At 33.2% G+C, this 13,959-nt stretch carries 18 protein-coding genes; 10 read left to right on the top strand and 8 right to left on the bottom strand.

The annotated features are described in order from the left end of the window. Positions 1-23: 23 nt before the first annotated feature. From OZP07_RS06470 to OZP07_RS06425, 10 genes are all read left to right on the top strand, one after another. Positions 24-1,616: a capsule assembly Wzi family protein gene (locus OZP07_RS06470; RefSeq protein ID WP_281637701.1), complete on the top strand. Its 1,593-nt coding sequence runs from the start codon at positions 24-26 to the stop codon at positions 1,614-1,616. A 171-nt stretch (positions 1,617-1,787) separates the two neighbouring features. Beyond that, the gene (locus OZP07_RS06465) at positions 1,788-2,783 is read left to right on the top strand and encodes a WaaS/CpsH family glycosyltransferase (protein WP_281637700.1); all 996 of its coding nucleotides are present in this window, start codon (positions 1,788-1,790) and stop codon (positions 2,781-2,783) included. 146 nt (positions 2,784-2,929) lie between these two features. Then, positions 2,930-3,496 carry an L-threonylcarbamoyladenylate synthase gene (locus tag OZP07_RS06460; protein ID WP_281637699.1) on the top strand — a complete coding sequence of 189 codons (567 nt, stop codon included), beginning with the start codon at positions 2,930-2,932 and terminating at the stop codon, positions 3,494-3,496. Positions 3,497-3,543: 47 nt separating this feature from the next. Then, positions 3,544-3,918 carry a GxxExxY protein gene (locus tag OZP07_RS06455; protein WP_281637698.1) on the top strand — a complete coding sequence of 125 codons (375 nt, stop codon included), beginning with the start codon at positions 3,544-3,546 and terminating at the stop codon, positions 3,916-3,918. A gap of 150 nt (positions 3,919-4,068) precedes the next feature. Beyond that, positions 4,069-5,484, top strand: coding sequence for a CCA tRNA nucleotidyltransferase (locus OZP07_RS06450; protein WP_281637697.1), 1,416 nt, complete (start codon positions 4,069-4,071; stop codon positions 5,482-5,484). Positions 5,485-5,539: 55 nt separating this feature from the next. Then, a complete protein-coding gene (locus tag OZP07_RS06445; RefSeq protein WP_281637696.1) occupies positions 5,540-5,842 on the top strand; it encodes a hypothetical protein in 303 nt (100 codons plus the stop codon). After that, positions 5,806-6,111, top strand: a complete 306-nt coding sequence (locus OZP07_RS06440) for a type II toxin-antitoxin system RelE/ParE family toxin (RefSeq protein ID WP_281637695.1) — start codon at positions 5,806-5,808, stop codon at positions 6,109-6,111. The genes OZP07_RS06445 and OZP07_RS06440 overlap by 37 nt, the downstream gene beginning before the upstream one ends. A 2-nt stretch (positions 6,112-6,113) precedes the next feature. After that, positions 6,114-7,133 (top strand): COX15/CtaA family protein, encoded by a 1,020-nt coding sequence (locus OZP07_RS06435; RefSeq protein ID WP_281637694.1) that lies wholly within the window; start codon positions 6,114-6,116, stop codon positions 7,131-7,133. A 115-nt stretch (positions 7,134-7,248) separates the two neighbouring features. After that, entirely contained in the window at positions 7,249-7,665 is a 417-nt protein-coding gene (locus OZP07_RS06430; protein ID WP_281637693.1) for a DUF2251 domain-containing protein, read from the top strand. Positions 7,666-7,956: 291 nt separating this feature from the next. After that, the gene (locus OZP07_RS06425) at positions 7,957-8,736 is read left to right on the top strand and encodes a CDP-alcohol phosphatidyltransferase family protein (RefSeq protein WP_281637692.1); all 780 of its coding nucleotides are present in this window, start codon (positions 7,957-7,959) and stop codon (positions 8,734-8,736) included. A 78-nt stretch (positions 8,737-8,814) separates the two neighbouring features. Here the strand turns inward: OZP07_RS06425 and OZP07_RS06420 are convergent, their stop codons facing one another. The 8 genes from OZP07_RS06420 to OZP07_RS06385 all read right to left on the bottom strand — a co-directional run bounded on the left by OZP07_RS06420 (position 8,815) and on the right by OZP07_RS06385 (position 13,929). Then, positions 8,815-9,075 (bottom strand): redoxin domain-containing protein, encoded by a 261-nt coding sequence (locus OZP07_RS06420; RefSeq protein WP_281637691.1) that lies wholly within the window; start codon positions 9,073-9,075, stop codon positions 8,815-8,817. A 153-nt stretch (positions 9,076-9,228) separates the two neighbouring features. Further along, the gene (locus tag OZP07_RS06415; protein WP_281637690.1) at positions 9,229-9,708 is read right to left on the bottom strand and encodes a TlpA family protein disulfide reductase; all 480 of its coding nucleotides are present in this window, start codon (positions 9,706-9,708) and stop codon (positions 9,229-9,231) included. A 385-nt stretch (positions 9,709-10,093) separates the two neighbouring features. After that, on the bottom strand, positions 10,094-10,864 hold the full coding sequence (locus tag OZP07_RS06410) for a LytR/AlgR family response regulator transcription factor (protein WP_194642161.1): 771 nt from the start codon (positions 10,862-10,864) through the stop codon (positions 10,094-10,096). A gap of 126 nt (positions 10,865-10,990) precedes the next feature. Continuing rightward, the gene (locus OZP07_RS06405) at positions 10,991-11,344 is read right to left on the bottom strand and encodes a 2TM domain-containing protein (RefSeq protein WP_194642160.1); all 354 of its coding nucleotides are present in this window, start codon (positions 11,342-11,344) and stop codon (positions 10,991-10,993) included. 82 nt (positions 11,345-11,426) lie between these two features. Next, a complete protein-coding gene (locus OZP07_RS06400) occupies positions 11,427-11,732 on the bottom strand; it encodes a 2TM domain-containing protein (RefSeq protein WP_281637689.1) in 306 nt (101 codons plus the stop codon). A 16-nt stretch (positions 11,733-11,748) separates the two neighbouring features. Further along, a complete protein-coding gene (locus tag OZP07_RS06395; RefSeq protein WP_281637688.1) occupies positions 11,749-12,057 on the bottom strand; it encodes a 2TM domain-containing protein in 309 nt (102 codons plus the stop codon). 41 nt (positions 12,058-12,098) lie between these two features. Further along, a complete protein-coding gene (locus OZP07_RS06390) occupies positions 12,099-13,454 on the bottom strand; it encodes a histidine kinase (protein WP_281637687.1) in 1,356 nt (451 codons plus the stop codon). Between the two features lie 52 nt (positions 13,455-13,506). Beyond that, positions 13,507-13,929: a VOC family protein gene (locus tag OZP07_RS06385; protein ID WP_281637686.1), complete on the bottom strand. Its 423-nt coding sequence runs from the start codon at positions 13,927-13,929 to the stop codon at positions 13,507-13,509. Positions 13,930-13,959: the final 30 nt, after the last annotated feature.

Here is a 13,959-nt window from a genome sequence, read left to right as displayed (position 1 = left end):
ATTCATTACATATTAATAAATTCATGAAAAACCATTTCAAATTAATAATTATCATTTTAATAGGGTTCTCATTAAAAGCTCAAAATATTCCAGTTGGATCTATCGACATGATTGAACAAAGAAGCAGAAATGAACAATTATTAGGCAATGGAAACCCACTTATTTCTTACACTCTTAGACCGTTAGCCTTACCGCTAACAGATTCTACTCAAACCACGGAAATTACCGAAAAAATAATAACAAAAATTCTTCCCATCACATTAACACAACAATACAATACTTTTGCCCCTTATGGATGGAACGATGGTGCCATGATCCCTACCAAAGGATATCAAACCTACATCAGCACTGGTATGTTTGCCGAATATGGAATTTTGAGCATGCAGTTAAAACCTGAATATGTATATGCCACAAATCCTGATTACGAAATTTTACCCCTTACAGAATCAAATTCAGTTCGATATATCAATGCTGTATATTATTTAAACAACACTGATTTGCCAGCTTCTTTTGGAGACAAATCCTATAGTAAGTTAAAATGGGGACAAAGCAATATAAAACTGAATATCAAAAAATTCTCTTTTGGTCTATCTACCGAAAACTTATGGTGGGGACCTGGTGTTAGAAACTCACTAATAATGAGTAATACAGCACCTGGTTTTTTACACTTCACCTTGAATACTAGAAAACCAATAGAAACTATAATAGGAAGTTTTGAAGGACAAATCATATCTGGAAAACTAGAAGGCTCTGGACTGACTAGTCCAAAATCGCAATTTATAATTGATGGCGTTGATTATGAAATACCTAAATCTAATTATTGGCGTTATATTAATGGTCTTTCGATAAATTATCATCCTAAATGGGTTCCCGGTTTATTTTTAGGTATGAATCGCGCCATACAAGTATATCATAATGATATGGGGCACAGTTTTTCAGATTATTTCCCAATAATCATTCCCTTTCAAAAGAAAAATTTAACCGATGAAGATCCCAAAAATAGAGATCAAGTAGCATCTTTGTTTTTTAGATGGGCAATGAAAGAATCAAAATTTGAATTTTATGGCGAGAGTGGCTGGAATGATAATTCTCAAGATTTAACTGACTTATTTGAATCCCCAGAACATTCTAGAGCATATCTTTTTGGTTTCAATAAACTATTTATGCTTAACAAAGAAAAAAACAAATATCTAAAATTTAATTTTGAAACTACTCATATGGAACAAAGTGCCGACCGCATTGTAAGACCAGCTGGGGCATGGTATCTGCATGGAATCATTTTACATGGATATACTAATGAAGGGCAAGTTTTAGGAGCTGGTATTGGTCCGGGAAGTAATTTACAAACTTTAGATTTTAGTGTTTGGGAAAAAGATAAAGTATGGGGAATACAAGTAGAACGTTATGCCCATAATATGGACTTTTATTATGATGCTTATACTGATTACAACAACAAGTGGGTTGACTTATCATTAAATACTTATGCTTATAGAAAATATGGCAGCTTAGGCATTCAAGCAAAATTTAACTTTGCTCAAATGAGAAACTACCAATATCAAATTGACAATAACAAAATAAACATGCAGTTCCAACTTTCTCTTCAATATCAATTATAAAAAGAAATCTACATTCAAAAAACAAAAATTATTCTTTTTATTTAAGCACTTTAAATAGTTATAGAATTTTAGATAAAATGTACTTACAATAAAAACTAAAGCTTTCTGTAAAGAAAAAATGAATTTAAGAATTCATTCCAGATAGTGTAGAAAAAAAAACGTTTATAAGAAATGAAGAAAAAAATTATCCTAGCTATAACTGCTGATGTTAAACTATACGAATGTTTTGTAAACAATTTGAACCAACTTGGTTTTGAAGTGTTATTGTTATGTTATACAGAGCCGTTTAAATATAGAGACAACCTCGACAGAATTATAAATTTTTTACGTAAAGCATTTTTAAACGACAAACTTCATAAAAAAGAGTTACATAGACGATATACAACATCATTTTATTTAGATATTTTGAATAATACACCGAATGATTTTGATTATGCTTTTTTTATAAGACCCGATTTATTTAACGAACAAATTATTAAATTGGTTAAAGAAAAATCTACCTCTATTTATGCCTATCAATGGGATGGATTAAATCGGTACAAAGATGTTTTCAAAACAATTCCTCTCTTTGATAAATTTTATGTTTTTGATAAAAATGATTTAGATAAAAATGAAAATGTTTCCATTCTGAATAATTTTTATTTTGATTGTTATGACGCTATAATGAATGTGGCGCAACCGCAATATGATGTTTATTTTGTTTGCAAATATGATGACCGCATTGAAAATATTTTGAATATCTGCGTACAGCTTCACAACTTAGGCTTAAAATTGAATATCGTTATAAAATGCTCGAAATCAAAAGTTAAAAAATTAAAAAAATATCCTTATGTCACTGTAATTCATCAACATCTTTCATATAAAGAAAACCTTGAAAATACAGCTAATGCCAAAATCCTCTTAGATGTTGGTCATTTCTGCTTGCATAAAGGGCTTTCCTTTAGACCATTTGAAGCATTAGGAAATGATAAAAAATTAATTACCACTAACTCTTCAATAAAAGATTACGATTTTTATAATCCTAATAACATACTTATATATGATGACAATTCAGATCTAATCAATTTTATAAACACAAATTATACTCCTATTGCTCCAGAAATAAAAAAGAAATATAGTTTTACAAATTGGATTAATTACGTGCTTGAACAAAAAACACCAGATTAAAAAACTATCTGTCATATATTTAATTCATTGATAAGCAATTTAAAATATTATTTATAAAACTATTAAATTAACAGAAAATAGGTAATCACACATTGAATAGCTTTTTTTATCTCGATGAATTACCTTTGCCGTTTTATAAAACACAAATGGACATCAATCAAGAAATAATTAATGCATACGAAGTCATAAAAGAAGGTGGAATCATCCTTTACCCTACAGATACCGTCTGGGGAATTGGTTGTGATGCAACTAACCCTGAAGCGATTGCTAAAATATACAAACTCAAACAAAGAGCCGAAACACAAAGCATGATTTGCCTAATGAATGGCGAAAAAATGGTTTACAATGTTTTCAAGGAAATTCCGGAAGTTGCTTGGCAAATCATCGATTTATCCGAAAAACCAACAACATTAATCCTAGATCAACCGCGAAACATTGCTCCGAATATTATTGCTCCTGATAACACATTGGGAATGCGCATTGTTAAAGAACCTTTTTGTTTCAAATTAATGGAACGCATGAAGAAACCATTGGTTTCCACTTCTGCCAATATTTCAGGGCAACCAACTCCAAAAAGTTTCAAAGAAATTAGCCCCGAAATTATAAAAGGCGTGGACTATGTTGTAAATTTGCACCACGATAAAATCACCGAAAAAGCATCTACAATCATTAAATTAACTAATGATTCGCAGGTAAAAGTGATTCGTAAATAGTTTTTCGCCACGAATTCACTAATTTCTTTTAAATAATATATTTTTTAATGACACAAATTATTCACAAAGACGAAAGCTTTCAAATTATGGGAATTCTATTTGATGTTCATAATAATTTAGGAGGTGGTTTTTCTGAAATTGTGTATAAAGATGCGTTAGAATATGAATTCAAAAAATTAAATATCCCTTTCGAAAGGGAAAAAGAATATGATGTAAAGTATAAGGACATTATCTTGAATCATAAATTTTATGCTGATTTTGTGGTCTATGACACAATTATTTTAGAACTGAAATCATGTGAAAGATTAGATTCAAAACATATTGCACAATGCATTAATTACTTAAAAGTATCATCTAATAAACTGGCAATTTTAGCCAATTTCAATAATAAATCCCTTGAATACAAAAGAATTATTTTGTAAAAATCAAGAATAAATTTGTGCCATTAAAAACAGAAACAATCATTGAGATTTAATTTATTAATTCTTGGCAAAAAAAGCAGAAATAAATTAGTGCCATTTTATAATAAAATATAATTAAAAAATTAATTCGTGAATTCGTGGCTAAAAAATATGAACTACAAAAAAGCTCTAAATAATAAAATATTCGAAGTCATTGCGCAGGCTTCCCAAGAACTTAATGTCGAAAGCTATGTCATTGGTGGTTTTGTCCGTGACTTACTTTTAAACAGGGATTTCAAAAAAGACATCGATGTTGTAGCTGTTGGGAGCGGAATTGAATTAGCTTTAAAAGTTTCTGATTTGCTTCCTAAAAAACCAAAAGTTCAGGTTTTCAAGACGTATGGAACCGCAATGTTGCGCTTTGAGGACACCGAAATTGAATTTGTAGGTGCGCGAAAAGAATCCTATAATCAGGACAGCCGAAATCCAATTGTAGAAAACGGAACGCTTGAAGATGACCAAAACAGACGCGATTTCACTATAAATGCGTTGGCTTTATCTTTAAATCCAAACACTTTCGGAGATCTTTCTGACCCTTTCGGAGGTATTGCCGATTTGGAAAACAAAATCATAAAAACACCTCTTGACCCCGACATCACCTTTTCAGATGATCCTTTGCGAATGCTTAGAGGAATTCGATTTGCTACTCAATTGGAATTTGAAATTGACCAATATTCATTGGACTCGATTACCAAAAATGCCGAGCGCATCAAAATAATCTCGGGAGAACGAATCGTTGAGGAATTAAACAAAATCCTTTCTACCGATAAACCTTCTGTTGGATTTTTATTGTTGTACAAAACCGGACTTTTGGACATTATCCTTCCGGAACTAACCGCTTTAAACCAAGTAGAAGAAATCGAAGGTCATACACACAAAAATAATTTTTATCATACACTTGAAGTAGTTGACAATATTTGCCCAAACACTGATGATGTTTGGTTACGCTGGTCGGCCCTTCTTCATGATATTGGAAAAGCACCAACGAAACGCTTCAACAAAAAACAAGGCTGGACTTTTCACGGTCATGAATTCCTTGGCGGAAAAATGGCAAAAAAGATATTCGAAAGACTTCATATGCCGTTGAATCACAAAATGAAATTTGTGCAAAAAATGGTTATCATGAGTTCCCGTCCAATTGTTTTGGCACAAGATATAGTAACCGATTCGGCCGTAAGACGTTTGGTTTTTGATGCTGGTGAAGACGTAGAAAATTTAATGACACTTTGCGAAGCGGACATCACAACCAAAAACCAGAATAAATTCAAAAAGTATCATAAAAATTTTGAAATCGTTCGTCAAAAAATCGTGGAAGTCGAAGAACGTGACCATGTGCGCAATTTCCAACCGCCAATTTCCGGTGAGGAAATTATGGAAATATTCAATTTGAAACCATCCCGCGAAATTGGACAACTAAAAGATGCTGTAAAAGAAGCTATTTTGGAAGGAGAAATCCCCAATGATTATGATTCTGCTTATGCTTTTGTATTGAAAAAAGGGGAAAAACTAGGATTAAAAAAAGTTTAAGGAATGTTTTCTGTCACAGTTTAAAAAATCCTTAATTTTATAAAAATTTAGATTTATGGATACTGATAAATTAAAATCGGAATTAATAGCTCAAATTACTGCAACCAATGACAGTATGCTTTTGCTTAAAATAAAAGAAATCATTGACTCTCACCAATCAATTTTATCTATCAATGAGCCAACTTCAATATACGAAAAAATAGTTCCTGAAAAAATTTATGTTTTTAACGAATGGCAACAAAAAAGGATTGACATTGCTTTAAAACAAGTTGAAAATGGAGAATATTTAACCGAAGAAGAAGACCAAAAAGAAATGCAGAAATGGTTCGAAGAAGAAGAAAAATTATTTGGACAATAAATGTTGTACTCGCCAAGAAAAGTATTTTTCATTATTGGAACAATCGAAATAAATCAATTCTTTATAGCCAAAAATTGAATCAGCTTTTTACCGAAACATTGCGCAGAGTCGAAAATCATCCCGAAGCATCCATCATCACAAAAAAAGATAACATAAGAGCAATCCTGGTCAAAGATTATTATTTAATTTTTGAAATCACGGAATCAAACATAAAAGTCCTAGACATCTGGGACACCCGACAAAATCCTCAAAATTTCCCAATAACATAAAAATGAAAAATAACAAATCCGTAATTATCTGGCTCCTTTCCGGTTGCTTTTTAGTGTTTGTAATGGTTGTCGTGGGCGGTATCACCCGACTGACAAATTCTGGTTTATCCATGACCGACTGGCATCTGGTAACCGATACGCTCCCTCCTCTTACCGAAGCCAAATGGCAGGAAGCTTTCGAGCAATACAAACAATTTCCTGAATACCAAAAAATCAACATCCACAACGATTTTACCCTATCCGACTATAAATTCATCTATTTTTGGGAATGGTTCCACCGTTTCATCGGAAGAATAATTGGCCTTGTATTTATCGTTCCTTTCTTTTATTTTCTGTGGAAGAAAAAGATTGACAAAGCAACTTTAAACAAATGCTTTATACTTCTTGGAATGGGTGCTTTACAGGGATTTTTCGGTTGGTTTATGGTACGAAGCGGTTTGGTGGACAACCCGGACGTGAGTCATTTCCGTCTTTCGTTGCACCTGACTTTTGCCTTTATCACGTTTGCTTATACACTTTGGGTAGCTTTGGATTTAATTTATCCTGACAAAAAAGCACCAAATATTCCTTTGAAAAAAATAGCCCGAATCACATTGATTCTCTTGCTCATGCAAATCATCTACGGAGGTTTTGTTGCAGGGCTCAATGCCGGTCTAGTACACAACCACTGGCCCATGATGAGTGACGGGCAATTCATTCACGAAAGTGTGTTCATCGAACAAAAAACACTCTTCTTAAATCTTGTCGAAGGAAAAAGTGGCGTGCAGTTCGTTCACAGAACATTGGCATACGTAGTAGTGGGATTCATTCTGTTCTTGTATTTCAAAGGCAAAAAAACCAATCTCGACTCCCAACAAAAAAATGGTCTAAACGCTTTGGTTTTCATTGTATTCCTTCAATTCATTTTGGGCGTTTACACCCTGCTTTGCTACGTTCCGCTTTGGTTGGGCTTAACTCACCAAGTCAACGCTTTCTTTTTACTGACCGCAATGACTTATACTTTGCACCGATTGAGCAAATAGAAATGTTTTTTAGGAGCGAAAGAATAGGCTTTATCAGCAGGCATGGATTGCTGCTTTCGCCTTTATCTCTTCGCTATAGGCAATAAACACATACAGTATACAGACACCAATAGAAATGACAGACAAACCAAAATTATTAATTTACGAAGAGCACACATTCAAAGTTGGTGACGACACGTTTATCGACAGTACCACTGAAAACAACAATACAGTAGTATTTGAAGACAATTGCGAAACTGGATATTTCTATGCTATAGACAGAAATAACGGATTGCAAATGTTAGACGGACTTCACATTTATAACGTTGCAAATATTACAGACAAACAAGACCCCTGTACCTTAAAAATATTGTGGACAGAGGATCTTACCAAAGCTTTCTTGTCAATCAATAATTATTATCACGCTGTTTTTGATTTCAAGAATAAAGCTGGTTATTGCAGAAACGCCTTTCCAAATCCGAATAGTACATGGACGAAAATTCAAGAAAGAAAACTAACCGACACTTTAATCGAAGAATTAGCTAGAGATTAAATTCAAAAATCCCACTAAAGCTTTGTAGTCCTTTTAGCCTGTAACAGCAAGCAAGCACAAGCGACAGATTCTGCAAGGACTTAATCATACACTAAAGTCTGCTTTGGGATAGACAAACTGAAGGTGATTGCTCGTCCCTCGCAATGACTCAACTAACTCAAAAAATCCTTGTAAATCAGTTACATCCGTGGCTAATTAACCTATTCCAACTTCTAAACGTAAATTCTAGGTTAAAAAAGCGTTATTTTTGTAGTTACCCTTTATTGTTCCATCCTAATTATTTGCCATAAAATGCCAAAACTCGCCCCAAAATATCAGTTTCTCGATCTTTCCGATTACGGCAGACCATTGGCACGTTTATGGGCAAATTGGCTGAAAAATACCCGCTTCACCCCCATACATGTAACCCTGATTTTCGGAGTTTCGGGATTGATTGCGATTTATTGCATTTTGCAAAACCACTACTTTACCGCTTCCTTTTTTCTGATTTTAAAATCAATAATCGATGCTGTGGATGGCGAACTCGCACGTGTCAAAAAAACGCCATCCTATTCCGGAAGATACCTCGATAGCATATTCGACCTCATCCTGAATTTTTTGATTTTCATGGCGATCTGTTATATATCCCAAACTACTTTTTGGCTAAGTCTATTGGCTTTCATTGGGATACAGCTTCAGGGTACGCTTTTCAATTACTATTATGTGATTTTGAGAAACCATTCGGCGGGTGGAGATACAACGAGCCAAATTTTCGAGGATCATTCACCTCGTGCTTTGCCGGGCGAAAGCCAAAAATCCGTAGATATTTTGTTTGCAATCTACACTGTTGTTTATGGTGTTTTTGACAAAATAATCCACACTTTGGACAGTACTGCTTACAAAGTAAAAACGTTCCCAAACTGGTTTATGACCATGGTTTCCCTTTATGGATTGGGCTTTCAACTGCTATTAATTGCCTTATTATTATCTTTGAACAGGGTTGAAATGATTGCTCCGTTTTTCGTCGCCTATTCGGTTTTGATTTTGGTTCTGATTGGAATCAGGAAAGTTTTTATAAAATCTGAGACCTAACAGGTTTTGAACACTGAAGTATGGTGAAGACCTTAAAAACTTGTTATTTAAATAATCTATTAGTCTCAAAGCATGTCATTACTGCGGATATATCTTTTGACCTTCATCAAATAAATAAGGAAAAACAAAACCTTTTTCTTTGGCTCTCACTTTCATTGATCCAAAACTATCAGTAGGCTCTAAAGCCGGGTCATTTGGGTTAATCGCTAATAAAATATAGCTCTGGGGTTTGTATTTTTTGACCAAAACATTAATCCTATCTTCATATTTCACAGCAAATGGGCAATGGTTACAGGTAAAAACAACTATGAAGCCTTTTGCTGACTTAAAATCAGACATACTATATGATTTACCATCAACTGATTTCAGCTTGAAATCGGTAGCTTTATCGCCAATTTTATAAGGTATTCGGTGTATCTGTGGTAAATCCCGTCATGAAAAAAACGGAAACAAACAATAAAAGACCTGACAAAATTTTCATAATTAGAAGATTTAATTAATATTTTTATTCACAAATTCATTAAGTTCCTCATAGCTCGAAAAAGACCTTTCAGCAAAAACTTTCTTCACACCATTCTGGATAATTAAAGTTGCCGGAATCGATCCTGACCAATCTTTACTCACTATAGGAAGCCAAGCATTATAATCTCTATCGGTAAGTAAAACAACCTCGGAATTGATTTTTCTGTTCTTAACAAACGGCAGTAATTTTGTCTCATACTGATTCTTGAAATCCAGACTTACGAGCACTACTTTTACCTTTTTATTTTCAGAATTTAATCTCTCAAAATAAGGCAGTTCTTTCACGCAGGGAGCACACCAGGTTGCCCAAAAATTGACAACATAAGTGGTACTTTTATCGTTCAAAATCTCTTTCTCTAAAGTGATATAATTATCATAAACTGCCACTTTTTGAGCCACAATTACATTTGAAAAAAGAAGCGGAAAAATTAAATAGAGTAAATATTTCATCCTAAAATTTTATTTGTACTAATCCAACGAAAGTACAATCTTTAATTTTTTTAGGAAAATGATTAACAAAAAATTATCAGTACGAATTAAATATCAGAAGGATAAAAACTTTCCTATGAAAAAAAACAGCTTTTGATTTTTAAAAAAGAGAAGGTAGCTTTTCCAAAAACAACATTGATAATCAGAAACGTTTTTTGAATTCCTAAGAAAAGAAATGCTAACATTCAATCAAATTAACAAACTCACGAAACAAGCTGAATTTCAGCCGTTTTCAAACTCATTTTTACCTAAAAAAGCATTATAAATAAAATCTACACAAAGACACTAAACAACACAAATTCAATATTTTAACAAATTTAGCCTAAATAATAAATATAAATTATTTTCAGCCAATCCAATTTTTGAAATCCGATACCTTTTCACGGCTTACGATTACCTCATCGTCCCTGTAAGTGGGTAAAATAATCTTTAATCTGGAGTTGCTGTATACCGTTATTTCCTTTATGGCTTTCAGCGGAATAATAAATTTTCTGCTGATTCTGTAAAATTCGGCAGTATCCAATTCCTGCTCCAAAACTTCCAAAGTGGAGTCTATCAAATAATTACGATTATCAAAAGTATGAATATAAGTTCCCTTGTTTTCGCTAAAAAGACATTCAATCTCATCAGTAGAAATTACTTTGAGGTGCTGTCCTATTTTAACGGTAAATCTTTTTTTGAATGTTTTTTCGAAAGGGTTGGAGAACATTTTCCGGATCTGCTCAAAGTCAAACTGCATCGGTTCTTTCTGCGTTGTTTTTGAAAGCTGGAAACGGTCTTTATATTTTATTACTGCCACTTCCAAATCATCCTCATCTATGGGTTTCAAGAGATAATCGATACTGTTTAATTTAAAAGCGCGCAGTGCATATTCATCGTAAGCTGTGGTAAAAATCACAGCGCTTTTGATTTCGATTTTGTCGAAGATTTCAAACGACAGACCATCCGACAATTGTATGTCCAAAAAGATTAAATCAGGATGCTCATTTTGGCCAAACCAATTCAGAGCTTCCTCCACTGAATGAAGCATTACTTCTGCCTTGATATTTATTTTTTCGAGTTTGCGCTGCAACAGTCTTGCTGCAGGTTTCTCGTCTTCGATTATTATTGTGGTCATTTTTAAGTTATAAATTAGATATTAGGAGTCAAAAAAAATACTGTTATTAGTTTCAGATTGCAGATTTTCAAATTCGATGAGTAATGTTTTCTATCTCCTGAATACTGTAATCTGAACTCAATCCTTTTACTCCCACTTTTGATTTTTCTCTTTATCCATGATTTCTTTGATCTTTCTTTCTTCCCAATCACTGCTAAAAAAGATGTTTCTGCCAAAGACCGATAATCCATGTGCCAATAAACCTACTCCCCAAAAAGCAGCTGTTGAAAAAGTTTCCCATTTTAAAAAAATTTCACTTCCTATCTCGCTTCTATTGAATGCTGACAAAATTATAAATGCATTCACGAGTACATAAACCAAGGCGTGTATATAAAATCCTTTGATTCTTTTTACCCGTTTATAAGCCAATTCATATCTCGTTTCCGGATTGAAGTTTTCATCCTGAAAATCTTCAAATAATTGTTTTCTATACCTTCTCATTGTGTGTGTTTTTAAATACTGAACTGCTAAGATTTTAAAAATTGTCCATAAAAAACTTAGAATCTTAGCCGCTTTAAAAAATTTATTCCCAAGTTTTTTTTGCCTGCTCTTCTTTTTCCATAAACTCCTTTACCTTTCTTTGCTCCCACTCTTTATTAAAAAGCGGTGAAAAACCAAAAGCTTTCAGTCCATGCAGAACAATCGCTATGCCCCAGCCGAACAAAGAATACCAAAAATATAAATAGCCAGGCGATGTTAAAAGATTTACAGCTATCACAATTGGATTACAAAGCAGATAAACAGCAAGATGCTCATAAAATTTTCTAATTTCTTCTACTTTCTTTTTGGCTCTATAATAGCGGCCCTCTTCGGTATAATTTATTTCCATAGTATTGCTAACGTTTTTATTCCCAAGTCTTTTTTGATTTTTCTTCTTTGTCAATCAATTCTTTAATTTTTTGCTCTTCCCAGTCTTTCCCGAAGAAAGGCAGGCAGTTAAAAACTTTTAATCCGTGAAAGATAACTCCTAACCCCCACCACATCAAAGGCCAATAAAACCATAAATGGCCAGGGCTTGTAACCAAATTTATTATCATTAAAAAGCAATTTACAACAATATAGGAAATCAGATTTCCATAGAAACCTTTAATTTCTTCCACTTTTTTTCTTGCATTATAATAGCGTTCCTCTCCTTCTTTATTTTGATTTTCCATTTTTACTGAATTTTATTTTTTAAAATTTATAACACTGACTGTTATTTCCATGTCTTTCTGCTGTTCTCTTTTCGCAAAATCTCCTGAATCTTTCTTTCTTCCCAATTAACGCCATATCCAAAAGTCTTAAACGCGTGCATTATTACTCCAAATCCCCAGCCTCCGGCAGAGAACCAAAACCAATGAAACTGTGGCATAAAAGTTAGGTTAACGAATATTAAAATCGGGATTATACAGCAATATGAAATCACATTGGCATAGAATCCTCTTAACTGCTCTACGCGCTTTTTGGCTCTGTAATAAGCACTATTTTCGCTATAAACTGCTGCCGTTTCCATAACACTGATTTGTTTGGTTAAAATTGGTATTTTGACCGTAAATGTTTTTTCATTTTGTTCTATTAAAACCTTTCGGTTAGTAATAATTCCGTAGCGATCTACTATGTTTTGTAAACCTACCCCCTGACGGGTCTGCATTACTTCCTTTTTTTGAAAATCATTTTGAACCGCCAGATAATCGCCCTCAATAAATATTCGGATATGTAATGGTCTTTGTTCGCTTACCACATTGTGTTTAACCGTATTTTCCAATAGCAGCTGCAGTGAAAGCGGTACTACTTTTGCATCTGGATTTATAACTATTTCTGGCAATTCATAAAAAAGACTGTTTTCAAAACGCATTTTCAGCAGATTCATATATGTTTTGGCAAAAGACAATTCTTCGGCTACTGAAACCAGTTCTTTGTCTTTTTGTTCTAATACATAGCGGTATATTTTGGACAAAGAGGTTGTAAACCGCTGTGCATTATCTGGATTTTCTTCTATCAATGAACTCAAAACATTCAGACTATTAAAAAGAAAATGCGGATCGATTTGATTTTTCAGGGTTTCAAACTTTGCATTGGCATTTCCTGCTATAATTCTTTGCTGCGTTACCTCAGTTTTGGACGCCTGTTTCCATTTTACCATAAAGCTTCTGGCCTGCATAAAAGTCGAAACTCCCAAAGATAAAATGATGTAAAAAAGATGCACCCAGATCATTCTTTCGCTAAAAAAATTCGCTAAAGGCTGGTTTTGGATAACTACAAAAACAATATAATTTACGCATAAAACAGCAGGAACTGTGTATAAAACTGTGACCAGTATTCCAAAATACACTCTTAAATTCGTTTGCTCCAGCCAATCCCATTTTCTGTCCAAAAGAACATTAAGAAAGCCATTCCCAAAACCCAGTCCGAAAGAGTAAAGACAACTTAAAAGAAATGTTAACAAAACATTCCTTATATTTAAATCAGCTCCCAAAAACGCTGAGAATATTACTGTAAAGACCATAGAAATCTTGAAACACATAATTGTTCCGCTTCTCAAATTTCCAAATGTATTTCTATGATCTTTCATCCAATCAGTTTAAATTATTTTTTATTAAATATTTGAAAACAAAAGCTGTATGCTAATTTGTTTCAAAACTAATTTTCCAGTTAATTCCGAATCTATCATTAACAATCCCGTAATACGAACCCCAAAATGTTTCGTTCATTGCTAATTTAATTTTACCGCCCACAGAAAGCTTTTGAAATAATTTATCAGCCTCTTTTTTATTATCTGCTGTTATAGATAAGGAGAAATTATTATTAGAAAGATTCTCTTTATGGACTTCAGTATTATCAGCACCCATCAATGTTATCTGGCTGCTAATTGGCAGCGAAACATGCATAATTTTATTGTCCTCTTCTTGAAAAATGTGCTTTTCAGCTTGCGGCACATCTTTGTATCGCCCAATATATTTAAATTCAACCTCAAAAACAGACTTGTAGAAATTAAACGCTTCTTCACAATTGCCATTAAAATACAGGTACGGATTTACTGTTATCATATAATGTTCCGGTATTATTCAATTATAAAA

This window comes from Flavobacterium marginilacus, from assembly GCF_026870155.1.
In the GTDB taxonomy this organism is placed as follows: Bacteria; Bacteroidota; Bacteroidia; order Flavobacteriales; family Flavobacteriaceae; genus Flavobacterium; species Flavobacterium marginilacus.
Note: the sequence above shows the minus strand (reverse complement) of the source record. Positions and strands in the feature narration are given on the sequence as shown.